We start from the raw sequence: 24,832 nt of genomic DNA, 5'->3' as shown, positions 1-24,832 counted from the left end.
TTGCTACCCTACTACTGAACCCATCTGGAAAATTGGTAAGTACATGGCAATGACCAAACCACCTACTAAAACCCCTAGCACCGCCATAATTAATGGCTCCATCAAGCTGGTCAAACCATCAACGGCATTATCAACTTCGTTTTCATAATATACGGCTACCTTATCAAGCATCTCTTCTAAGCTACCTGATTCTTCACCAATACCGACCATTTGGATCGCTAAGCTTGGGAACAGGTTAGTCGTACGTATCGAAAACTGCAACTGTTGACCGGTTGATACATCGTTTTTGATCTGTTGAATGGCATCATAAAACACCACATTATTGGCAGCGCCTGCAGTGGAGTCTAAAGCATCAATCAAGGGTACACCAGCAGCGAAGGTAGTAGACAGCGTGCGCGCGAAACGAGCGATAACAGCTTGGTAAGCAATATTGCCGAATATGGGCGCCTTTAAAGTAGCACGATCAAGAAAATCACGAAACTTTTTAGAGCGTTTTTTGGCTTCTGTAAAGCTAACAATACTACCACCAATGGCAATGATAAGAATAAACCACCAGGCCTGCATCCAGTCTGACATACCGACAACCATCTGCGTAAAAGCGGGTAGTTCTGCACCAAAAGATTCAAATAGACCCGAGAAAACAGGAACTACCTTAATCAGTAGGATGATGGTGACGATTATAGCTACTACGATTACAGCGATAGGGTATTTCATGGCCTTCTTGATTTTAGCTTTAAGAAGCTCGCTTTTTTCTTTGTAGGTAGCGACACGCTCAAGCATAGTCTCAAGCGCACCTGACTGCTCACCAGAGTCTACAAGAGAGCAAAACAGATCGTCAAAATAGCGCGGATGCTTGCGTAGTGCTGAGGCAAAGGTGCCGCCAGCTTCAATATCGGTTTTGATTTGCAGGACCAAGTCTTTCATGCTTGGATTATCCAGCGAATCAGCGACAATCTCAAACGACTGAGTCAAGGGAACACCAGCCTTCATCATAGTAGCTAATTGACGCGCAAAGATGGCAATATCGATAGGTTTGATGGCTTTTTTTACGGTAAATAAGGGCTTAGGTTTTTTCTTAATCGTTTTGACTGTGATACCTTGTTTACGCAGCGTCGCTTTTGCAATCTCTAAACTGCGACCTGTGGTTTCACCTTTAATCTTTTGTCCACGCCGATTGACTCCATCATAGACAAAGTCTAATAGCATATCAGTCTTAGCTTGTGCCATGTCTTTACCCTCAAGTTTTTCGTAATCTATATGTTTTAATCAGCGTTGTGTGATAAATGTTGTTTAAATAGTGGTTTGAGTGCTCTTATGTGTTACATAATGATCAGCGTTGGGCAGCTATTATTCAGAAGTGACTCGCATCATCTCTTGTATGCTAGTGACACCTTGAAGTACTTTTAAAATGCCCGAACGTCGCAAATCACGAAAACCGTTTTTGAGTGCGGCATCTTTAATATCGATGGCATTACCGTCCTCCATGATGATACGTGAGATATTTGGGTCGACTTTCATGACTTCATAAATACCAACACGGCCTTTATAGCCTTCGCGGCACTCGTTACAACCAACAGGCTCATAAATGTTGTGATTTGGATCATCTAAGTCAGCATCAGTAAAGCCAAGCTCAAGTAAGCTTTGTCTTGGTACGTTAAGAGCGGTCTTACAGTTTTTGCATAAGCGTCGCGCCAGTCGCTGAGCAATAACTAAGTTGACAGAGGTGGCAATATTAAAGGAGGCAACGCCCATATTGCGTAAACGCGTTAAGGTTTCAGGCGCTGAATTGGTATGTAGTGTTGAGAGAACCATATGCCCTGTCTGAGCTGCCTTAATAGCAATCTCAGCCGTTTCGAGATCACGAATCTCACCAACCATGACAATATCTGGATCTTGACGCAAAAATGATTTTAGAGCATTAGAGAATGTTAGGCCTACTTTCGAATTCACATTGACCTGATTGATACCCTCAAGGTTAATCTCAACAGGATCTTCAGCGGTGGAGATGTTGGTCGCTCCAGTATTCAAAATATTGATACCGGTGTATAACGATACCGTTTTACCAGAGCCTGTCGGTCCAGTAATCAATAGCATACCTTGCGGCTTATGAAGCGCTTCTAAAAACATCTCTTTTTGATCAGGCTCATAACCCAAAGCATCAATGCCAAGCTTTGCAGCAGAAGGATCTAAAATACGGAGTACCACCTTTTCACCAAATAAGGTTGGCAACGAGTTCACACGAAAATCAATCGCTTTATTTTTGGACAGTTTAAGCTTAATACGGCCGTCTTGTGGTATGCGCCGCTCTGAGATATCCATTTGTGACATCACTTTGAGACGAGCTGCAATTTTACCCGCCAGCTGTACGGGCGGATTTGCTATTTTTTCCATCACACCATCGACTCGAAAGCGCACGCGATAAGATTTTTCATAGGGCTCGAAATGCAAATCGGACGCTCCCATACGAATCGCATCTACCAGCATTTTATTTACAAATTTCACAACAGGGGCTTCATCGACACCGTCAGCAAGTGTGGTTTCACCGCTGTCACCTTCTTCTGTATCTTCAAAGTCGACACTCAAGTCGCCATCAGCGAAACTGTCAAAACTTTGCATGGTGTCTGCATAAATGCTATCAATACGTTTTTTAAGCTTGTCTTCTTCGACTACTACTGTCTCAACTGACAGCCGAGAATTAAAGGCAATGGCATCAATAGCATCAATACGAGTAGGATCACTTAAGGCCACAAATAATCGCTGTCCGCGATTAAAGATAGGCAGCGCATTAAACTTACGTACAATCTTCTCGTCTACCAGATCTTTTGGAATAACATCATTACTAAGGACATTAAGATCAAACAGCGGATCGCCAAAAGACTGCGCCATCAACTGAGCAAGCTGATAGGCATTGGCCATATTGTGCTCTACTAAATATGATACGAGACTGAGTTGCTGCTGCTTTGATTCAGTCTGAGCAGTCTGCATGTTTGCTTCACTCACAATCCCTGCATGAGTTAGCTGCTGTGCTAATCCACCAAATGTAGTAGACATGACGCTTTCTCCTTAATACTGCATATATGGCAAATCTATGAGTGCTAGTCTTAGAATTATTTTTTATTTCGATATCGATAAGCAAAGCAAGCTTATGAATCGTGACTTATACTCTGGTTTAATAGAACGATAGTGAATATATGCAAGAAACATGACAGTTTACATGTCAGCTTTAAAAGCATATAAAGTTTTATGACTGTAAAAAGTCAGAGCTTATAGAACAATAACGACACTTATAACAGTAGCAGATGAATTTTTGCTATACTTACGCGCGTATCAGCCACATCGACAACGACGAATGATAGAAGGTAGATAAACCATGCAAGCTTGGGTAATTGGCAATTGGAAACAAAATCCAGCAACGACTAAAGACGTTAATACACTGTTAGACACGTTATTAACGACTGCTGATGATACTGTCAGTAATGGTTGTCAGTTAATGGTAGCACCTAGCTGTATCCACTTAGCAAATGTGAGCGCACGCTTGCAAAACACCGCTATACTCACTGCTGCTCAAGATATCAGTGCGCTTAGTGATAGTAGCGGGGCTTATACTGGTGATTGTTCAGCACAGCAAATCGCTGATGCAGGCGCGACATGGACGATACTCGGGCACTCTGAGCGTCGCCAATATTACCAAGAGTCTCATGAGAGTCTGTTAGAAAAACTGAGCCATGCTTTTACGCAAGGCTTAGGCGTGGTGTACTGTATCGGTGAAACGCAAACTCAATACGATAATCAGCAAACCTTTAGTGCATTAGATGATCAACTAGCTGTAATAAAGGACTTACTTATTAAAAGTAAAGAGCAAGCGCCTGAACTTGTTCAAAGACTAGCGGAGCGTTTGATTATCGCTTATGAACCTGTTTGGGCGATTGGTACAGGCAAGGTCCCAACAGTGATGGAAGTAGAGGCGACTCATCAGCATATTAAAGAAACAGTCGCAAGCTTTGATACAACGCTACCTGCAACGACGGTTTTATACGGCGGCAGCGTCAACAAAGATAATGCTGATAGCTTTGCGGCCAGCCCTATGATAGATGGAGCACTGGTTGGCGGTGCATCCCTAAAAGCAGAGAGTTTTTTGGCGATTGCTCACGCTTTTAGCCAAGCTAAAAACAAACAGACTTTATAACAATTAACCACTAAGTTTGCTTATTAAAAATAAGTATTGAGCAAAAAGCGTTTATGAGTCATAAAAAGTGGGTTTAACAGTGCCCTTGCAATCGTGTACAATGCGCCTTATTTATTCTTATTATAGTTAAATCTTCCTATAGTCCTATGATCATAGTGCTAAATGTTAAGAGTTAACTTTCGTTATTTGTCGGCAAAAGAGGCCACCATGTTTACGTTTATATTAGCCCTGCATATCATCGTGGCGATTGCCATGATTGGCTTGATTTTGATACAGCATGGCAAAGGAGCAGATGCTGGAGCCTCTTTTGGTGCTGGCTCTTCTGGGACCGTGTTTGGTGCAGCAGGCACGGCAAACTTTTTGACACGTGCCACTGCAGTATTGACTGTTATTTTCTTTATAACCAGTATGGTTCTTGCGGTAAACGCGCGTGAGCAGGCTGAAGACCAGTTTCGTTTAGATGCTCCAGTTTCAGCGCCGCAAACGCCGCGTCCTTTGACGCAAAATCCTGAGTAATGAATGAGCTAACTCATAACAACCTAACCTGCAAAGAGCAATAGTAGGCAAGTTTTTTATAGTCATCCTTGCTATTTCTTTGGGTTAGTTTTACAATGCTCGTCTGTTTTTATACGGCTACATGTATTACTCCTCATTGTTATCCTCATGACTTTGAAAAAAGCTGCTTAAAAACAGAGAAGTAAAAAAGTTATAGTTATAAACGACTATAAGCGATTGTGGTGGAATTGGTAGACACGCCATCTTGAGGGGGTGGTAGCGCAAGCTGTGGGGGTTCAAGTCCCCCCAATCGCACCAACTTTTTTGCAGCACGTGGTGCTGAGTGGATTGTTATAGAGTTAAAATTTTTAGTTTAAATTTATTTTAAATAAAGATTGACAAGTCTATAAAACTCGCCTACAATGTGCATTCTAAATTGATGCGGGGTGGAGCAGTCTGGTAGCTCGTCGGGCTCATAACCCGAAGGTCGTTGGTTCAAATCCAGCCCCCGCTACCACTTTCAATACTGATTTTTGTACACTAAATTGTCAGTTGCAATAAGCCCACCATTATGTTTGTGGGTTTTTTTGTATCTGAGAGTCTGTGTTATCACGGTATTTATCCTACTTATGCTAAGCTCTATTTTTATAGAGTAAAGTAATATCGGTTAATTGTGCAGGGCTTTATAAGCGGCAATACCTTTTATTTCATACTCTCTCAGTGATGTTTTGGGTTTGTGTATTCTATTAGAATGTACAGCCTTAATCCAACGTCTATAATCTGTGTTATTTTATAAGTACAAGACGATACGAGGCTTGGACTCAATATTCAAAGTCATACACTTTAGTTTAGCTGCAAAAAGATATAACGATTACAGTGTTATTCTTAAACGTTGCTCATAAAATATAAAAAGACGCTTTAAGTTTTGTACACCAGTAAATAGGAAACTATAAACAAATTATGAAACTTTCTACCAAAGTTGAAGAATTGACCAATATTATTGCTCCTGCAGTAGCGGCATGTGATGTAGCTTTGTGGGGCGTAGAGTTCGTACCACAGGGACGTCGTTCTTTATTGCGTATTTATATCGAGTCGCTACCAGAAGAGCAAGCGCAAGACAAACAGGTAACTATTGAGGACTGTGCCGCAGTCAACCATCAAGTGAGTGGTATTCTTGAAGTACATGATCCTATTGCGGGTGAGTATATTTTAGAAGTATCATCGCCAGGGTTTGATCGTGCGTTCTTCTCAGAAGAGCAAATGCGAGACTATATCGGTCAAACGGTTAGTTTGCGTCTGATCCAAGCAATAGGGCAAGGGGACAAAAAACGACGAAAAGTAACGGGTAACCTAGATAGTATGGGTGCTACCTCGTTGATTCTTACTGCTACTGATAATGAGCAGTTCGAGATTACTTTTAGTAATATCGACAAGGCCAATCTCGTTTTTGAAGACGCTTAATGTTGTAAAAAACTTAGATAACGTATGGTTTACTTTAGCAACATAACGTCAATACACAAATTATGAAATTTAAGTAAGTATAGGACTGGTATAGCATGAGTCGTGAAATCTTAACGGTAGTTGAAACCGTCAGTAATGAAAAAGGCCTAAACCCTGAAGATATATTTGAAGCCATAGAAGACGCTTTAGTAGTATCGACTAAGAAAAAAGTATATACCGAACAACCGGAAGTAGCAGTACGAGTGGCTATCGATCGTACTACTGGCGATTATGATACTTATCGTTATTGGACAGTGGTTGCTGATGAAGACCATGAAATGCCAGCTTGTCAGCTTGCTATTACTGACCTTGATCAAGAAGAATGGTCGATCGGGGATGTAAAGGAAGAGCAGATTGAGTCGATTGAATTTGGGCGTATCGCAGCGACTCAAGCAAAGCAGGTAATCATCCAAAAAATCCGTGAAGCTGAGCGTGCCTTAGTGGCAGATGCTTTTGAGCCACGTATTGGTGAGATGATGTATGGCGAAGTTAAAAAGCAGACGCGCGACGGTTATATTATTGATTTAGGCGACAATGCAGAAGGCTATTTAGCACGAGATCATATGCTACCGCGTGAGCAGCTACGCGTTAAATCACGTATTAATGCTATCTTGTATCATGTGAATCGTGAAAATCGCGGTGCACAGCTACTATTATCGCGTACGCATCCTGAAATGCTTTCAGCGTTAATGCAAAAGGAAGTACCCGAAATCGCAGAGCAAATTATTGAGATTCGTAATGTCGCTCGCCTACCAGGTACTCGTGCTAAAATATCCGTTAAGACTAATGATCATCGTATTGATCCAGTGGGTGCATGTATTGGTATGCGTGGTACACGTATTCAAGCAGTACAGCAGGAGCTTGATGGAGAACGTATCGATGTCGTAGTATGGTCAGACGATCCTGCACAATATATTATCAGTGCACTTGAACCTGCAGACGTCAGCAGTATCATTTTAGATGAAGACACCCAGACAGCAGATATTATCTTTAGTACCAATGATCAGCTTGCGCGTGCCATTGGTTCGCAAGGACAAAACGTACGTTTGGCTTCAGAGTTGACTGGTTATAAGTTGAACATGATGCTAGAAGAAGAGTATCAACAGCGTCAAGAAAACGAAAGCAAGGCATTTATTGAATTGTTCTATGAGCGTTTAGAAGTAGATCAGGACCTTGCCCAAGCTTTGGTTGACATAGGCTTTACGAGTATTGAAGAAGTAGCATATGTACCTGTCGAGACCTTCTACGATATTGAAGGGTTAGACGATGAAGCAATTGATATGATTCAAGAACGTGCTAAAGAAGTAGTCATTGCAGATGAATTATTTAAACAGCAAAACATGAAAGAGCCGAGTCAAGAATTGCAGGATCTTGAGGGTATGACAGTCAGTTGGGCTTATAAAATGGCTCAAAAAGACATTATTACCGTTGACGATCTGGCTGAACAAGCAGTTTTTGATTTAGAAGATATTGAAGGTTTAGATGCTGAAACAGCAGGCAAGCTTATCATGAAGGCTCGGGAATCTTGGTTCGATGAATAGGTGTTAACTGCATATCGCTGTCTTTTGGTGGTATGCTATTAATAATGAAAGGCCAATAAAAGATTGATATTTAACATACTTATACAACATCCAATTATATTAAATAATATCTGTTTTGGTCAAAACGCAATCATTTGTAGCCAACAACTGAATTGAACAAATAGCAAATAATAGACAGTAGGTGATAATAAATGGCAGATAAGACCGTCAAAGAACTGGCAGAAATGGTAGGCAAAACCGTCGGTGCTGTACAGCAGCAACTCCAGGATGCTGGGCTACCTGCTCGCGGGGAGGATGACTCAGTCACCGAACTTGAGCAAGAAAAATTGGTAACGTATTTAAAACAAAGTCACGGACAGCAAGAAAAACGTCGTATTAGTCTTAAATCTAAAACGACCAGTACTGCGCGCGTGACGGGCTCTTCAGGTAAATCTAAGAGCGTCAATGTTGAAGTACGTAAAAAGAAAGTGTTTGATAAGCCGAATCCAGAAAAAATGGCAGAAGAATTGGCTGCCCGTGAACAGGCGATGATTGAGGCACAAGCACGTGCGGCTAAAGAAGCTGAAGAGCGTGATGCCACTAAGAAAAAATCAGAAGAGCGTCAAGCGGCTACCCTAGCTGCTATGCGGGCAAGTCTTGGTTCAAGTAAAAGCTCAGAAGGCAAAGGTGAGGAAGTATCTACCTCAGTCGTAGTCAAAAAAGGCGGCAAAGCTACCGTTGAAGTTAAACCTAAAGAAAAAGAGAAAGAAAAGAAAAAAGTTGCTGCTACTAAGCCAAAGACTGAAACAGCTGCTGAACGTAAAGTTCGTGAAGCACGTGAGAAAGAAGAAGAGCGTTTACGTCAAATTGAGAGCGAAACACGTCGCGTACAAGCTGAAGAAGCGCAAAAGCGTACCCTTGAGCAGATGCGTAAGATGGCTGGTAAATATACTGACCGTGAACCTGCGACTGAAGTCCGCAAGGACGAGCCGTTGGCCGAAGGGTTGGTTGGGGACGCATTAGAAGAATCGTTTGAAAAAGAGCGCCGTGAGATCAAACGAGGAGCGAATAGTACAGGTACTCGTGGACGTCGCCGTAAAAATCAAAGCGAACGTGAAATCAAAAATACCAAAAATGGTTTACGCTCCTCTCAAGCGTCGCAGCATAAGTTTGAAAAGCCGCTCGAAAAGATTGTCTATGATGTAGAGATTAGTGAACATATTACTGTCGCAGACTTGGCTCAGCGTATGGCGGTCAAAGCACGCGAAGTTACTAAACTGCTGATGAAAATGGGTGAAATGGCTCGAGAATCAGATACGATTGACCAAGCAACAGCCAGCTTAATCGTTGAAGAAATGGGACATAATCCAGTGCCTGTTAGTGATACTAAAGTTGAAGATGATCTTCACGATGCCGTTGATGAGCGCAGCAGTAATGTACAAACGCGGCCACCAGTGGTTACTATTATGGGTCATGTTGACCATGGTAAAACCTCGTTACTTGATAAGATTCGTGAAACGAAGGTCGCCACAGGTGAAGCAGGTGGTATTACCCAACATATTGGTGCTTATCATGTAGAGACGGAACGTGGCGTTATTACTTTCCTTGATACTCCAGGTCACGCAGCCTTTAGCGCTATGCGATCACGTGGTGCGCAAGCTACTGATATTGTAGTATTGGTTGTGGCAGCGGATGATGGCATGATGCCGCAGACAGAAGAAGCAATTGATCATGCGCGCGCTGCTGGTACACCTTTAATCGTAGCTATCAATAAAATGGATAAGCCAGGTGCTGATCCTGATCGCGTCCTTAATGAGTTAACTACAAAAGAAGTGGTCTCAGAAGATTGGGGCGGTGATACACCAATGGCTCGTATTTCAGCCAAGACCGGTGAAGGCATTGATGATCTTTTAGAATATATTAGCTTACAGGCTGAACTAATGGAGCTAGAAGCGCCATTAGATGGTGCTGCACAAGGTGTGGTCATTGAGTCAAAACTTGAAAAAGGTCGTGGTCCTGTTGTTAGTGTATTGGTCAAGAAAGGCACACTTAAACAGGGTGATCTAGTGCTAGCTGGTGAGCATTACGGTAAAGTGCGTGCGATAACGGATGAACATGGTAAACGTGTACAGTCAGCAGGTCCTTCTATACCGGTCGAAATCCTAGGCTTACCTGAAACGCCAGCAGCTGGTAGCGAATTCTTAGTCGTAACAGACGAGAAAAAAGCACGTGAAGTTGCAGATTTTAGAACCAACCGTGAGCGTGAGCGTCAACTTGAACGTCAAAATGCCATGCGTTTAGAAAGCATGTTTGATCAGATGGAACAAGGCGATGTGTCATTCTTAAATATCGTACTAAAAACTGACGTACGTGGTTCACTCGAAGCCTTACTAGCTGCACTAAATGAGCTGTCCACCGATGAAGTTAAAGTACGAGTGATTAGCTCAGGTGTTGGTCCAATTTCTGAGTCTGATGTCACGCTTGCAGAATCAAGTGAAGCTGTATTATTGGGCTTCAATGTTCGCGCAGATGCAACTGCACGCCGTAAAGCAGATACTGCCAACATGGATATACGTTATTACAGCGTAATCTATGGCTTGATTGACGATGTAAAAGCTGCGATGAGTGGCTTGCTTGCTCCTGAACATCGTGAGAAGATTCTTGGTATTGCAGAAGTTCGTGAAGTATTCCGTTCTAGCAAATTTGGTGCTGCTGCTGGTTGTATGGTGGTTGAAGGGACTGTTTATCGTAATAAGCCAATTCGCGTATTACGTGATGACAAAGTTATCTTCACTGGACAGTTACAGTCGCTACGCCGTTACAAAGAAGACGTTAATGAAGTGCGTACTGGCATGGAATGTGGTCTTGCCGTTCGTGGTTATGATGTCGAAGCTGGTGATAAGATTGAAGTCTTTGAAATTCAACAGTTTGAACGTACAATTTAATCATATTGTATTTTTATTCGTTAGAACTTAGAGTATTGATATAACGATGTATTAAGGTCTAACAGGATCATCCTGGTAGGCCTTTTTTATCGTATATTTCTGCTATTAAAAGCTATTTTTAAAATATTATTGAAAAGTAGGATAATAAAATGAATCAACGTTTACAACGCTTATCAGATCAGATACAGCGTGAGCTTGCAGTGCTAATTCGTGACGAGGTCAATGATCCGCGTTTGACGGGCTTTGTAACCATCTCTAGTGTGAAGGTCAGTCCAGATTTGGGTTATGCTGATGTGTACGTCACTATTATGGAGCCTGAGCTCAATGATGCCATGACTAAAACCAATCATGAGCAAAGCATAGAAGTTCTTAATAAGGCGGCAGGGTTTTTGCGTACTGAGCTTAGCCATAGTTTAAAAACGCGTACTACGCCACGTTTGCGTTTTCATTATGATGAAGTGACTGCGCGCGGAAATTATATGATGGATTTAATCAATCAGGCCGTCAGTAAAACTGAACAAAACGAGAATGACGAGTAAATTATTATTATGTCTATAGCGCCTGAGCAAATTGATAAGAAAGCTAAAATAGTACCTGATAAAATAAAAGTCTCAGGGGTTATTTTAATAGATAAGCCTTATGGTATGACATCACAGCAAGTGGTATCGAAAGTAAAATATCTTTTTAAATCGCCAAACCATAATAGTAAAAAAGCGGGTCATACTGGTACGCTTGATCCCATGGCCACTGGCTTGTTACCTGTCTGTCTGGGTGAGGCTACCAAATTTAGCCACTATCAATTGGATGCCGATAAAACTTATCAAGCGACTATCTTGCTTGGTAGTCAGACTGATACTGGTGATGCGGAGGGTCAGATTGTTAAAACAGTGTCTGTACCGAAGTTTGATGAGGTAGCGTTAGAAAAAATCGCCCAGCAGTTTTTGGGCGCTCAGCAGCAAATACCACCCATGTATTCGGCGCTAAAAAAAGACGGCAAAAAACTTTATGAGTATGCACGGGCTGGTATCGAAGTAGAGCGTTTACCAAGAGATATCGTCACCAAGTCAATTGATTTAAAAGCACTTGATAATGAACAAATACAGTTAACGGTTACTTGCACCAAAGGCACCTATGTACGGGTGCTTGGTGAAGACATCGCTAAAGCACTGGGTACATTAGGGCATCTGATAGCACTGCGGCGCTTGCAAGTCGGTAAATTCAATATCGATAATGCACTTAGCTTGGCTGCATTAGAAGAACAAGCATTGGATAATCGCCAAGCACAGTTGATGCCAGTGGATGCTTGTATTGATATCGATATGAAGCTGACATTGACGACTGAGCAGTGTAAGCGTATCCATATGGGTCAACGCTTAAACGTATCTGAACAATTGACAGACCAGATTAAGAATTATATTTTAGATAGGATAGATAACCAGTCGTCTAGCCATATCGACAAAGGTAACTCTGCTACCGCTAAAGACACTACTAGCGCACAACTGTTAACGTATGAGACCCCCATAGATATTCGTTTAATAAATGAGCAAGGTCAGTTTTTGGGCTTAGGTGCCATTAGTCTCAATGGACGGTTGCAACCAAAGAAGTTGATTCAACGCTAAGTTTATTTTTCTAAACTGTTATATAGGCAATTTCTGATCAGCTTACTAACAGTTTACATTAATCACATATCGTCACATTTTATTGCAGGTTTCGCCTATGGTGAAACCTGTTTTTTTTGTACATTAGTTAAGTCAGCTAAGGAAAGTGACAGGGAAGGACAAATAAAATAATAAAGCTCAATGGTAAAATTAATCTATAAAAACAAAAATTTAATCTGATAATAAAGACATCTTATGGGAAGTGCCTCATATAAAAAATATAACAGGTAATAGCTTTAACAGTGCATGGACGATTAACAGATCATTGATGATGAACAATAAAAAATATTTAATAACAATAAAAACTTATGATGAATAGAGATATTAATTAATTTACTCACATAAATTCCCAATCGTTAAATAAGGAATAATATGAAAACTGTCGCTTTTTTATTGCACAATAATTTTGAGCAAGCAGAATATGAAGACGTGAATAACCAGTTAAAAGATAAAGGTTATAAAACGATATTGATTACGACTAATAAAGATAAAGACGTTCAAGCAATGAAACAGGACGTCAATAAAGGTGATACTTTTACCGCTGATATCTTTGCAAGTGATGCAAACGCAGCTAACTACGATGCATTGGTACTACCAGGCGGAACTGTCAATGCTGACACTATCCGTGGCAATGCAGAGGCGCACAGTATCATCAATACTGTTTATAAAGCAGATAAACCACTGGCAGTTATTTGTCATGCGCCTTGGGTGCTTATCAATACAGGTATCGCAAAGGGTAAAAAGTTGACCGCTTATCACTCATTGCAAACAGATTTAGAAAATGCTGGGGCAAATTTTATCGATACAACAGTACAGATTGATGGTAATTTAATTACCTCTCGCAACCCAGATGATATTGATAATTTTGTTGAAGCTATTGATAAAGCATTGTCTTAACCAGTTTAAATACTCTACAAAACATAAAACAACTCATTATATTTTTATTTTAAACTGGAACAATATTAACTGATATTAACTAAGGAAATTATTATGGCTAACCCTAATCCAAACGATACTAAAGTGGAGCAACAACGTTCTGAGTCAGCAACTGCAGCGCTCAAGAGCCAAACTGAAGACAACCATACTGAAGATACTGAAGCTGCAGCCGAGCGTATCGCTAATAATTTAGAAAATGCTAAAGACGACGATAAGTAGTGCTTTAAGTCCAAGAAGCTTTTGTTAAACGAATTTCTACTATGAGTTTTCTACTATGAGTACTAATCAAGTGATGGTTAGTACTCACAGTTATTAAATGGTTTTAAGGAAATATTATGGATAAATCAAAACAAAATATGGATAAACAAGAACAAGAAATTGAAAAGCTTGCAGAAGACATCAATCCTAGCAAAGACGTTATTCCAGATAGCATAGCAGAAGCGACGACAGTGCCTTTAGATGATGATGAGCTTGGTGGCAATGCTACTGAAGCTGATATAAAAAACAAATAGTCTAAGACGATCCGTTACTTTATTGCTTCTAAAAAATCTTGATTAAACAAGAAAACTAATATGAAAAACTGCTGCGAGTTCAGCAGTTTTTTGTTATAATGCCACCACATTTGAATATGATTTTAGATAAGTTAAAATACTTTGTTTACTATTTCGATTATAAGGTCGATTTATGCAGTATTTCGTCATTATCCAATCTATTTTTAAATAATTGTTATTACTCATTGAGCTTGTCGTACACTAGGTCAACTCTAGTAATGCAGGGTTGTCCTGAATGACGATAAAGTTACTTTAATTACTATTCTAATGCTTAAAAGATGGCTTAAGTTTGAGTACATCTTTGAGCTTTTAGCATTGCCGGAGATATTTATGCTAACTAATACCGATCGCGAACAAATCATCGCTCAATACCAGCGCGGCGAAAATGACACAGGCTCACCAGAAGTTCAAATCGCTTTATTAAGTGCTCGTATCAATGATCTACAGAATCATTTTAAAGAGCATAAAGCCGATCACCATAGCCGTCGTGGCCTTATCCGTATGGTTAACACGCGCCGTAAATTGCTTGATTACCTAAAAGGTAAAGATCTTGGTCGCTATACAACTGTTATCAAACAGTTGGGTCTACGTCGTTAATTTGACGTTTGCAATATTAATAATAGTTAAGTAAAAAGGTAGTGCTTATTTGTCATATGACTCTGAAGACTCTCTTTTAAGTGTTGAAAAAACAATTGACTGTTATCAATATAATATGTAAGTAATGAAAGAGCGGTGTGGAATAGTTTCACGCCGCTTTTTTATGGATATTTGGTAAGTATTAGGTAGTATGGTTGCCATTTAGCCCAACTTTTAACCATAAAAACACTCAGTTTTGTATTTAATTGGTCAACACCTATAAATCACTGTAAAATGGTGCATTGTGTAATTTTATAGCGCGTTAAAATACGGTATCTATCTCGTAGTTTGTCTCTATATATTGTTATGTTATATAAATAATTTACATAACAAAAAGAGTGTGAAAACGGTGTAGAACACTATTAAAATCCATGATGATAAAAAGTTTATGATGGTAGATGGCTATAAAAACTGAATCTGAATAATAAAGAAAATACAGTAGTACAATTGGTAAATATATGACCTGGCAATAAGGCCACCAAATACGATTTATCAGTACATCAAAGTACGATAGAACATTTAATGACCGATATTAGATTGCGCAAGCAATTGAAATTGTTTTCGTCATTCAACATTAGGAAAAATATATGACAAATCCGACAATGTTTAATACTATTAAACGTGAATTCCAATATGGCGACCAAAAAGTCGTCCTTGAAACTGGCCGTGTTGCCCGCCAAGCCAACTCTATTATGGTTCATATGGGCGGTGTATCAGTACTGGTTGCAGCAGTAGTAAAGTCTGAAGCTAAAGAAGGTCAAAACTTCTTTCCATTAACGGTAAACTATCAAGAAAAAATGTATGCAGCGGGCAAAATTCCAGGTGCATACGGCAAACGTGAAGGCCGCGCGAGCGAGTTTGAGACTCTAACCTCGCGTCTCATTGATCGTCCGATTCGTCCACTGTTCCCTGAAGGCTATGTCAACGAGATTCAGATTACCGCAACAGTTGTATCCTCAGATAAAACTCAGTCTGCAGACATTGCAGCATTAATCGGTGCTTCAGCAGCATTGGCGATCTCTGATGCGCCATTTAATGGTCCTGTCGCTGCGGCACGTGTTGGCTTTATCGGTGGTGAGTACGTACTAAACCCAACGACTGAGCAGCTTAAAGAGAGTGATCTTGACCTAGTCGTAGCTGGTACCAAGTCTGCAGTATTAATGGTTGAATCTGAAGCAGCAGAGCTTTCAGAAGATCAGATGTTAGGCGCGGTATTATACGGTCATCAGCAACAGCAAATCGTGATTGATAACATTGCTTCAATGGCAGAAGAGATCGGTACCGCTAAGCAGCAGTATGTTGCCCCTGAGCGTGATCAAGCGCTTACCAGCAGCATCAAAGAGCAGTTCGGCGAGCAAGTTGCAGATGCTTATACCATTACTGATAAGCAAGCGCGCTACACTAAGCTCGATGAAATTAAGCAATCAATCATTGATGCGCTTGCTGGTGATGCTGAGTCAGAAACTTATGCTGATACGGTATCTGAGCTAAAAGAAATCTATAACGACCTTAAATATCGTACGGTTCGTGACAATATCTTGTCAGGTAAGCCGCGTATCGATGGCCGTGATCCTGAAACAGTCCGCGCGCTTGACGTGCAGGTTGGTGTATTGCCATATACGCATGGTTCAGCATTATTTACTCGCGGTGAGACGCAAGCATTAGTCACCACTACGCTAGGTAATAGCCGTGACGTCAATATGATTGATTCATTAGGTGGCACTATCCGTGACCATTTCATGCTGCACTATAACTTCCCGCATTTCTCAGTGGGTGAGACTGGCCGTGAAGGTATCCCTAAACGTCGCGAAATCGGTCATGGTCGTCTAGCGCGCCGCGGTGTACAAGCGATGTTACCGGACAGCGAACGCTTCCCGTATGTCATCCGTGTGGTATCAGAAATCACTGAATCAAATGGTTCTTCTTCTATGGCGTCTGTTTGCGGTGCAAGCTTGGCATTGATGGATGCTGGTGTACCATTAAAAGCGCCAGTCGCTGGTATTGCAATGGGTCTGGTTAAAGAAGGCGAGCGCTTTGCTGTATTGTCAGACATCTTAGGTGATGAAGATCATTTAGGCGATATGGACTTTAAGGTCGCTGGTTCTAAAGACGGTATCACTGCGCTACAGATGGACATCAAAATCGAGGGCATCACGCCTGACATCATGGAGCAAGCGCTAAAGCAAGCTCATGCTGGTCGTATCCATATCTTGGATGCCATGAACCAAGTATTGCCAGAGAGCCGTACTGAAATCAACGCTCATGCACCGAACTACGCGGTTATCGAAATCAATCCTGATAAAATCCGTGATGTCATCGGTAAAGGCGGCGCGATGATTCGTCAGCTCACAGAAGAAACTGGCGCGGTTATCGATATTGATGATGCTGGTACGATTCGTATCTTTGGTGAAAACAAAGCGGCAACTAAAGCCGCTATCGGTAAAATCGAAGCGTTAACGGCTGAAGTTGAAGTTGGTAAAACTTACGAAGGTACGGTCGCTCGTATCGTTGACTTCGGCGCGTTCGTTAACGTCTTGCCAAACACAGATGGCCTCGTTCATATCTCACAAATCGCAGAAGAGCGTGTAGAGAATGTATCAGATTATCTAAAAGAAGGTCAGACGGTTAGTGTCTTGGTTCAAGACGTTGATAACCGTGGTCGCATTAAGTTGACTATGAAAGGTATTGAGCAGGGTACAACGACAACTGCTGAATAAGTAGCTTAGTTTGATACAAAAAACCGCCTTGGGTTGATGCTCAGGGCGGTTTTTTTGTCTATCTCTTTAATGTTACTAAATAGTTAAATATTGCTTTTATCAAATGCATTTAGTTTCCTAGTAAGGATATTAATCTCTGGCTGTGCGCTATACGTAACAATAGATCTAGCTATTGACATAATTACAATATACCTTGTCGTCCACATGTAGTAATATTTTCCAAAGTAAATTGAGTCTTCTTTAATTTGCCATCAGCATTGTTATAATAGTGATTATGGACTTTTTGGTTGAATCATAAGTTTTGATTTCGATATTTTATTGGTTTTATCCAAGTAATAAATAAGTGTTTTTCTAAATTTCCGTCTTATATTCGGATTGAAACATATTGTTTGATTCTATCTATATAGTGTTTTATAGTTAGATAGATTAGTCGTAATATTAGAATGTGTGTTAATTATCAATTTTTTTGTAGTAGTTTTCGCTATCCTTTTAAAATATTTTTAATAAAATCAAGATGTTGCTGTCTTTATTTTTGAGTACGGGCTTCATAATAGCCGTTAAACCGCTACCCAAAGCTATTAAAATTTAGTGCTCAAAATGTACCGCATTATGTTAAAGCAACTTACATTTTAGTATCTATTTAATATGTATTTAATTTTACGATATACAATTAATTCGGTCATCACATTAATCATGTCATATCAACAATTTTGCTCTATTAATGTAGTATCAATTGTGCTATTAAATTAATTTTGTGTTTTAATGATCTCTCTTTTAAGAAAAACAGAATCTATTGACTCCGTTTTTTTAAAATATTCAATGATTTTTTTTGAGGAAAATATAAATGAAAGTAGCTATTCATCATAGACCAGGAAGTTTTTCCGATCGTTGGATTGAATATTGCAAAAATAAAAATATTGATTATAAGTTAGTTAATGCTTTTGATACTGATATTATAGAACAACTAAAGGGTTATGATGTTTTTATGTGGCATCATCATCATTCACAAATCAAGGATGTTCTCGCTGCCAAAAATATCCTTTTCGCTATAGAACATTCAGGATTAAAGGTTTTTCCTGATTTTAAAACAAACTGGCATTTTGATAACAAGGTCGCTCAAAAGTATCTTCTTGAAGCTGCTGGTATACCAATAGTTCCTAGCTATATTTTTTATGATAAGAAACAAGCGAAGAAATGGGCAAAGAATACTAGCTATCCCAAAGTTTTCAAACTAACTCGAGGTGCAGGGTCTAGTAATGTTAAGTTGGCTAGATCAAAGTCGGACGCAATTAAGTTTATAGATAAGTCTTTTGGAAAGGGATTCCCTCAGCTAGATAGGGTTGGGTATTTAAAAGAAGCGCTTAGAAAGAGTGGAAAAGATACAGTAAGTATAGATTCATTAACAAATGTTTTAAAAGGTGTTACAAGACTTTTTTTTAATAGCGAGTTTGCTAAAAAACAAAGTCCTGAACGTGATTATGCTTATTTTCAAGACTTTATAGAAAATAAAGGTTTTGACGTTAGAGTTGTCGTGATTGACAATAAAGCAGTAGCTTTAAAGAGAATGGTTAGAGAGAATGATTTTAGAGCATCAGGAAGCGGAAATTTGGTTTTTGATAATGACAAAATTGATAAAAGGTACATAGAGTTAGCTTTTAATGTTTCTGATAAACTTGAAACTCAGTCATTAGCCATTGACCTGATTCACGGTATAGACGATGAAATTAAAGTTGTAGAAATAAGTTATGGTTTTCCTATGTTGAATTTTCTTGAACGCTCTGAAGGGTATTGGGATAAAGATATAAATTGGCATGAGAGCGATTTAAACCTCCAAAATTGGATAATTGAAGGGCTTTTAAGAGATAAATAAACGTATTTTTTACTCAGATATCAATTTAGATGAGTCCTTTATATTGGAGTCATTATAGAATAATTTGTAGTTGGCTTCTGTGTTAAGCATTGATTACTAAGTTATAGCCCAAGTATCTTATAGGTTCACTTGTCTAAACGTATATCAGCGTGATTAGGATGTACATAAATGAAACCAGTAATACGTAACGCTTAATACTATTTATAGACCATTAATGAAAAGATAGGAAGGAGGGAGTTGGTTGAGCCTAACTTATCAGTTGATGATCTACGAGTAGTATTTATTAGATTCAAAAATTTATCCGTTGAAGTGATGAAATATCTACAATTCAACTTCGTCGAGCACAATAAGCTATACTTAAATTTGATTTGAGTTTAATGGAACTGGTTAAAGAAGATGAGCACTGGAGTAATCTCATGTTGGTCGCATTAAGTTGACTATGAAAGGTATCGAGCAGGGTACAACGGCAACTGCTGAATAAGTAGCTTAGTTTGATACAAAAAACCGTCTTGGGTTGATGCTCAGGGCGGTTTTTTTGTTTTTGAATAATTGGAAAATTGTTTTGTAGATAGCTAAAGCAGTCTATATAGAAACCGCTTCATTTCTTTCATAATTAAAATACGGTATTGGGAAAATCTTGTCATAAGCCCAGTTATAAGAGAAGGTATAAACCAGATAAAAACCAACCAATGACGCATCCATAATAAAGGCTTGCCATAAAGTAATGCCAAGATACCAAGAGACCATCGGCAGATAGAGCATCAGCAGGCCACTCTCAAACAGTAATACATGAAGCATCCTTAACGCTGGCGTCTTAAATGTACTACGTTTAAATCTCACCATTCCCTTATCAAAGGCAATATTGAATCCGTAGTTCCATAGGGTTGCTATGATAGAGCCTGTGATGGCAATAACGCTGATATCCTTAATATTAAAATCAAAGAAGAAGCTCATAATTGGGATGGATAGTATTAATGCAATTATTTCAAATCCAACAGCGTGACGAATACGATCTCTATGAGTTCGCATGTTTAATCCTTATAGAATATCAGTTCATATTGTTAATTTAAATCTATTGTATCTGCTAAAATAATACTTCAAAGTTACTATCCATAGGAAAAACCGATACATGAACTTCTCTTTAGAGCAGTTGCAAGCATTTGTAGCGACTGTGGAAACAGGGTCGTTTTCGGCAGCAGGACGTCGGTTAGGTAAAGCTCAATCATCGGTTAGTGCGGCGGTCGCTAATTTAGAAGTCGACCTAGACAACGTTTTATTTGGCCGAGATAGTCGTTATCCTAAGCTAACTGAAGAAGGTGAGCGTCTCTTAGCTGAAGCTTATCTAATCTTAGAGCGCTGTGAGCATTTCTTTGGGGTGGCTAAAAGCTTAAGTGAAGGGGTCGAAAGCCGTTTAGTGCTTGCAGTTGACGATCTTTATCCATCAGAGTGGCTGGCTAGATTGCTGGATGAATTTGATAACTTATTTCCAAGTGTGGAGTTAGAATTGCTTCTTCCCATTATGGAAGATGTCAGTCGTTTGATTTTAGAAAAGCGGGCGGATTTGGGTATTATGTGGAGCCAAGAGGATTTACCTTCAGCTATTAACTTTCATACCTTAGGCTGGATTCCCCTTAAAATGGTTTGCTCACCTGAGCATGAAATAGCAAACAAATTGGTAAGCTGGGAGGATTTAAAAAGGTATCGTCAGTTGATTGTAGCAACACGAAATGAGAGTAAAGAAAAATCACGTTTGAGGGTTGCTGCTGATGTATGGTGGGTGGAAAGTCAGTGGGTAATTATTGAGCTTGTCCAGCGTAATCTTGGTTGGGCGTTGGTGCCTGAGCATATTATTCTTAATGCATTAAAAGATGGCTCTTTGGTATCACCAAAGCTGGACTTTGATAAGCACAGTTGGCCAGTTGCGGTCGAGTTGGTTTGGCATAAAGAAAAACCTTTAGGTACGGCAGGTACTTGGTTGAAGCAGGCAGTCATTGCCTTAGATCAGCAATTATAATGGCTTTATTCAATAAACTAATGGAAGATTGGCTCGAAGACTTTTAGCTTTGGTGTCAGGGGGTATTTTGAGAGTGTGCGGCACAGTACCAAGTAAACTATCGGTTAGAGGCTCAGTATTTTCTGTATAGTTTGATATTTCCTTAACAACTTATGGTTATTATGTTTGGTCAAAAAAAGGGCTTAATTGTTCAGTATGTTATCAGCATACCCCAATGGAAACATTTATTTTGCTTATTAAATCTATCAATAGATCACCCAAAACAGAATACTAGAATGGAGTTACTTATATCAGACTTTATATGTCGTGATAAATAATAGCAAAATATAATTTCCCCGCCTTATCGTGCCAAATTCAGTTAAAATCATGCCTATTCAAAAAGCTCAATAAAAACACGGTTATCCCTTTATGATGCAACAAATTCTAGACGACATCACCGCCCAAATGGCACTTGAGACCGACCGCGGAAAGGTAGCAGATTATATTCCGCAGCTTGCACATGTCAATCCCAACCAGTTTGGCATCAGTGTTGCCACCCCTGATGGGCAAGTATACTCAGCAGGAGATGCCAATACCCTATTCTCCATACAAAGTATCTCCAAAGTATTTACGCTAACTATTGGGCTTAGTAAGCTTGGCAGTACGCTCTGGAATCATGTGGGCCGTGAGCCCTCGGGTGACCCTTTTAACTCCATTACCATATTGGAATACGAATCGGGCCGACCGCGTAATCCTTTTATCAATGCAGGCGCGATTGCGGTAGTGGATGCTATCACGATGGGACGCGAGCCAGAAGAGATATTGGATGAGATTATACAGTTTGTGCATTTTATAGCAGATGATGCGTCAATCTGCTTTGATTATAAGGTGGCAAGGTCTGAGATTGACCACGAAGATAGAAACGCTGCACTCGCTCACTTTATGAAGTCTTTTGGACATCTACAATATGATGTCGATAAGATATTGAATACTTACTTTCATCAATGCTCGATTGCGATGAGTTGTGAGCAGTTAGCCCGTGCAGGTCTGTTTTTGGTCTCCAACGGTATCAATCAACCCACAGGGGCAAAGGTGATCAGCCCGCAGCAATCCAAGCGGATCAATTCGTTAATGATGATGTGTGGTCACTACGATGGCTCTGGGGAGTTTGCCTATCAGGTAGGTCTACCAGGCAAAAGCGGTGTCGGTGGCGGTATTCTAGCGATAGCGCCAGGCAAGGGTGCCATCGCAGTATGGTCACCTGGCCTAAATTCGGTCGGTAACTCAAAACTTGGGACGAAAGCATTAGAGCTACTGGGAGAGAGGACAGGCTGGTCAGTGTTTTCAAAGTAAAAAAGCTTATAGCAAGATTAGAAGGACCAATATGTCTGTATAAGCATTTGCTAAGACAGTTTATTTAGCCAAAAAAATCCAATGTTAAACGCTTAAATTAAACATTTAACATTGGATTAATCAAACGCTAAATTAACGATTTAAAATGCCTATTCTTGATTTAGGTCATCAATCATACTTTGATATTTCTCTTTTCTGCTTGCGATTTTGCCACGCTCTTCTTCTACATTTGCGATGAGCTTTTTGGCAACGTCAACGCTTTTATCAAAAGCGGCAAGCTCCATATCTACCATAGCGATTAATCGCTCTAGCGTCATAGCAGTGGCTTTTCCAGTAACACCATTAGTCATGCCCATCGCTTCAGACATAAAGTCTTCTCTGAGCTTGTTTGCCCATTGGAATAAACCTGCCATCGACATGCTAGAGTCGCTGTTCTCATCGGACTGCTCCGTTGCATCAGCGTCATTTTGTTCAGTGTCGTCTTGCTGCTTGTCATTATTTTCTTTAGCATCTTCGGACTTGTCACTTTTACGAGTCTTGTCTTCTTTGCTAGTTTTACTTTCTTTACTAGTTTTACTTTCTTTACTAGTATCGCCAGCTTTGTCAGACTGATCATCTTTTTTAGCTTTAGAGTCTGTCTTAGACGCTTCTTTTTTATCAGACTTCTGATTTTTTTCAACATTTTCATCTTTGCTAGCGCTTTCAGCTTTGCCTTTGTTGTCTGACTTAGCATTAGCGTCTTTGGCTTTACTAGAGCTTTCAGACTTGTTATCCGCTGATTTATCATTTTTAGCAGCACTATCAGTTTTCTTGTTTTGAGCCTTATCGTCTTGAGCCTTATTGTCTTGATCTTTATCTTCTTGATAGTCGTGCTCAGCGTTATATTCTTCAAAATTGCCATTTTCAAATACTACGGTATCGTCTTTTACAACCTCTACAGCCGTTACCGCGTTATTGTTCTCGTCTTTAGTATTGTTTTTACTAGAATTATTATTTGACATAATTAATTCTCCTATTTAGGTATATTAAACAAAAAATATTTATGCTCAAAGGCATGCACAGTAGATATTATGCTGGAGTGATCTTTTAATCAATATCACGACATAAATATACTTATTAAGACCTACAGGAAAAAACATTTCACTAGAGAATTTAACATGTTTAGATAGTTATACTTTTAGGCAGATGAATATCTACACGAGCTTTTGGTATATCTTGTAAATGTTGAGTGAGTAAGGGTAAAGTTACCGTATCCCAATCTAAAGAGGTCACATTTGAGGTATGAGACTTTTCGGTTATATTATTTTTTGGAGAATTAGAAAGGAGTGGCCGTGTCAATAAGGCCGTTGTGCGCAAGCCTTTATAACGTATTAACGGCATGAGTTGCTGTCGCAGATCGAACAATGCAGCAGTGAGCCATTGTAACTGTACTGGGTGGTGAGGATGATTTGATACGACTAAGTGAGCAATATAACTTGGCTGATTATTATTGCTACTGATACCAAGACCTGCTGTTTCGCGCAACCTTTTATGTAGTAAACAGCTGCCTACTTTTAAGCTGCCATCACGACAAGCACGATAATAGCGTTGGTAGCTATCAGGATACAAGCTTTTAGTTCGCATGAGTGTAGGATCTAAGAATATCCCCATACTATTAACTGGTAAAATAAGTACCTGCGCGCTGCTATTTAAAATTGGGTCATGGGTCAAACGCAAAGTGGTCATAACGAATACCCCATAATCAAATGATTTGATAAGTAGTATGTACTCAAGCTATTGCCTAATGATAAGCAATATATACTGACGTACGGTTAGCCACTTATAATTTTGATAGTTTTTTTATTATTCTACCGTTTGTGCAGCTTCTAGCTGCGCGATTTGCTGTTCAAGCAATTTAATTTGCTCAGCTTTCATGTCGGTTAATTTTTTATTCATTTGTACTTGTTCAGCCGCCAGTTTTTCTTGTTCTATTAAGCGTTGATGCTCATCTTCTAAACGATCAACCTCTTCTTTGGCTAAACTATCGGTCTCTGGCAACGAGGCATTTAAAATAGTTTCAGAATCAGATACTTGCGTCTCAATTGGCTCAGCTTTTTCACTAGATAAAGGCACGTTATTATTCATCGTATCTACTGGGTCTGCTAGATCACTGTCTGCATTGTCTGACAATGTCTCAGCTTGAGAAGATACAGTTTTTGTTGCTGTCTCTTTTACGGGGGTCGATGTATTCGATAGTGGACGTGACCATACAAAATAGGCAATAACAACAGCGAGTAATAATAAGACGATTATTAAGAGTTTGTTTGAACGAACGCCAGTAGTAGATATTTTAGAGAGAGTAGGTGACGATTTTTTAGAAGTCATACTAGGGCCAGTGCATATCGATAACAGTGTTTTCATACTATAGCAAACTAAAAAACAAAAGCCTATCAATAGATAGGCTAATGGTAAGTACAATTGTCAGGTATGAGC

The 24,832-nt window shown here is 39.8% G+C and carries 21 protein-coding genes and 2 tRNA genes; 17 read left to right on the top strand and 6 right to left on the bottom strand.

Translation table 11 applies throughout. The annotated features are described in order from the left end of the window. Positions 1-3 precede the first annotated feature (3 nt). Both Q0890_RS06495 and pilB read right to left on the bottom strand, forming a co-directional pair. The gene (locus Q0890_RS06495; RefSeq protein WP_299218744.1) at positions 4-1,227 is read right to left on the bottom strand and encodes a type II secretion system F family protein; all 1,224 of its coding nucleotides are present in this window, start codon (positions 1,225-1,227) and stop codon (positions 4-6) included. A 120-nt stretch (positions 1,228-1,347) separates the two neighbouring features. Beyond that, positions 1,348-3,051: a type IV-A pilus assembly ATPase PilB gene (gene pilB, locus Q0890_RS06490; protein WP_299218742.1), complete on the bottom strand. Its 1,704-nt coding sequence runs from the start codon at positions 3,049-3,051 to the stop codon at positions 1,348-1,350. Positions 3,052-3,370: 319 nt separating this feature from the next. Here pilB and tpiA point away from each other — a divergent pair, with 319 nt between their 5' ends. The 15 genes from tpiA to Q0890_RS06415 all read left to right on the top strand — a co-directional run bounded on the left by tpiA (position 3,371) and on the right by Q0890_RS06415 (position 19,014). Further along, positions 3,371-4,186 (top strand): triose-phosphate isomerase, encoded by an 816-nt coding sequence (gene tpiA / locus Q0890_RS06485; RefSeq protein ID WP_299218740.1) that lies wholly within the window; start codon positions 3,371-3,373, stop codon positions 4,184-4,186. 207 nt (positions 4,187-4,393) lie between these two features. Beyond that, a complete protein-coding gene (secG, locus tag Q0890_RS06480) occupies positions 4,394-4,702 on the top strand; it encodes a preprotein translocase subunit SecG (RefSeq protein ID WP_299218738.1) in 309 nt (102 codons plus the stop codon). 212 nt (positions 4,703-4,914) lie between these two features. After that, positions 4,915-4,999, top strand: a tRNA-Leu gene (locus Q0890_RS06475). Positions 5,000-5,121: 122 nt separating this feature from the next. Continuing rightward, positions 5,122-5,198: transfer RNA gene (locus tag Q0890_RS06470), tRNA-Met, on the top strand. Between the two features lie 443 nt (positions 5,199-5,641). Beyond that, entirely contained in the window at positions 5,642-6,142 is a 501-nt protein-coding gene (gene rimP / locus Q0890_RS06465; protein WP_299218737.1) for a ribosome maturation factor RimP, read from the top strand. Between the two features lie 95 nt (positions 6,143-6,237). Continuing rightward, a complete protein-coding gene (gene nusA, locus Q0890_RS06460; protein ID WP_299218735.1) occupies positions 6,238-7,722 on the top strand; it encodes a transcription termination factor NusA in 1,485 nt (494 codons plus the stop codon). 191 nt (positions 7,723-7,913) lie between these two features. Then, on the top strand, positions 7,914-10,646 hold the full coding sequence (infB, locus tag Q0890_RS06455; RefSeq protein WP_299218732.1) for a translation initiation factor IF-2: 2,733 nt from the start codon (positions 7,914-7,916) through the stop codon (positions 10,644-10,646). 149 nt (positions 10,647-10,795) lie between these two features. Then, positions 10,796-11,185 (top strand): ribosome-binding factor A, encoded by a 390-nt coding sequence (locus Q0890_RS06450; RefSeq protein WP_058367855.1) that lies wholly within the window; start codon positions 10,796-10,798, stop codon positions 11,183-11,185. Positions 11,186-11,194: 9 nt separating this feature from the next. Then, positions 11,195-12,265, top strand: coding sequence for a tRNA pseudouridine(55) synthase TruB (truB, locus tag Q0890_RS06445; protein ID WP_299218730.1), 1,071 nt, complete (start codon positions 11,195-11,197; stop codon positions 12,263-12,265). A 411-nt stretch (positions 12,266-12,676) separates the two neighbouring features. Continuing rightward, a complete protein-coding gene (locus Q0890_RS06440; RefSeq protein ID WP_299218728.1) occupies positions 12,677-13,201 on the top strand; it encodes a type 1 glutamine amidotransferase domain-containing protein in 525 nt (174 codons plus the stop codon). A gap of 93 nt (positions 13,202-13,294) precedes the next feature. After that, positions 13,295-13,459 (top strand): hypothetical protein, encoded by a 165-nt coding sequence (locus tag Q0890_RS06435; protein WP_299218726.1) that lies wholly within the window; start codon positions 13,295-13,297, stop codon positions 13,457-13,459. Positions 13,460-13,575: 116 nt separating this feature from the next. Further along, on the top strand, positions 13,576-13,752 hold the full coding sequence (locus Q0890_RS06430; RefSeq protein WP_299218725.1) for a hypothetical protein: 177 nt from the start codon (positions 13,576-13,578) through the stop codon (positions 13,750-13,752). Positions 13,753-14,121: 369 nt separating this feature from the next. Continuing rightward, complete coding sequence (rpsO, locus tag Q0890_RS06425) at positions 14,122-14,388, top strand: 30S ribosomal protein S15 (RefSeq protein ID WP_299218723.1); 267 nt, start codon at positions 14,122-14,124, stop codon at positions 14,386-14,388. Between the two features lie 641 nt (positions 14,389-15,029). Further along, positions 15,030-17,144 carry a polyribonucleotide nucleotidyltransferase gene (pnp, locus tag Q0890_RS06420; RefSeq protein WP_299219013.1) on the top strand — a complete coding sequence of 705 codons (2,115 nt, stop codon included), beginning with the start codon at positions 15,030-15,032 and terminating at the stop codon, positions 17,142-17,144. 844 nt (positions 17,145-17,988) lie between these two features. Further along, positions 17,989-19,014, top strand: a complete 1,026-nt coding sequence (locus Q0890_RS06415) for a hypothetical protein (RefSeq protein ID WP_299218722.1) — start codon at positions 17,989-17,991, stop codon at positions 19,012-19,014. Between the two features lie 582 nt (positions 19,015-19,596). Here the strand turns inward: Q0890_RS06415 and Q0890_RS06410 are convergent. Beyond that, entirely contained in the window at positions 19,597-20,043 is a 447-nt protein-coding gene (locus Q0890_RS06410; RefSeq protein WP_299218720.1) for a PACE efflux transporter, read from the bottom strand. 100 nt (positions 20,044-20,143) lie between these two features. Here Q0890_RS06410 and Q0890_RS06405 point away from each other — a divergent pair, with 100 nt between their 5' ends. Beyond that, entirely contained in the window at positions 20,144-21,028 is an 885-nt protein-coding gene (locus tag Q0890_RS06405; RefSeq protein ID WP_299218718.1) for a LysR family transcriptional regulator, read from the top strand. 408 nt (positions 21,029-21,436) lie between these two features. Next, on the top strand, positions 21,437-22,360 hold the full coding sequence (locus Q0890_RS06400; RefSeq protein ID WP_299218716.1) for a glutaminase: 924 nt from the start codon (positions 21,437-21,439) through the stop codon (positions 22,358-22,360). A gap of 149 nt (positions 22,361-22,509) precedes the next feature. On the opposite strand, the gene Q0890_RS06395 is transcribed toward Q0890_RS06400, so the two are convergent. The 3 genes from Q0890_RS06395 to Q0890_RS06385 form a co-directional block, all read right to left on the bottom strand. Then, the gene (locus Q0890_RS06395) at positions 22,510-23,361 is read right to left on the bottom strand and encodes a hypothetical protein (RefSeq protein ID WP_299218714.1); all 852 of its coding nucleotides are present in this window, start codon (positions 23,359-23,361) and stop codon (positions 22,510-22,512) included. A gap of 160 nt (positions 23,362-23,521) precedes the next feature. After that, positions 23,522-24,085 (bottom strand): hypothetical protein, encoded by a 564-nt coding sequence (locus tag Q0890_RS06390; protein WP_299218712.1) that lies wholly within the window; start codon positions 24,083-24,085, stop codon positions 23,522-23,524. Between the two features lie 117 nt (positions 24,086-24,202). Next, on the bottom strand, positions 24,203-24,724 hold the full coding sequence (locus Q0890_RS06385; protein ID WP_299218710.1) for a hypothetical protein: 522 nt from the start codon (positions 24,722-24,724) through the stop codon (positions 24,203-24,205). Positions 24,725-24,832 lie beyond the last annotated feature (108 nt).

The organism is uncultured Psychrobacter sp., assembly GCF_947488565.1.
Lineage (GTDB): Bacteria > Pseudomonadota > Gammaproteobacteria > Pseudomonadales > Moraxellaceae > Psychrobacter > Psychrobacter saeujeotis.
Note: the sequence above shows the minus strand (reverse complement) of the source record. Positions and strands in the feature narration are given on the sequence as shown.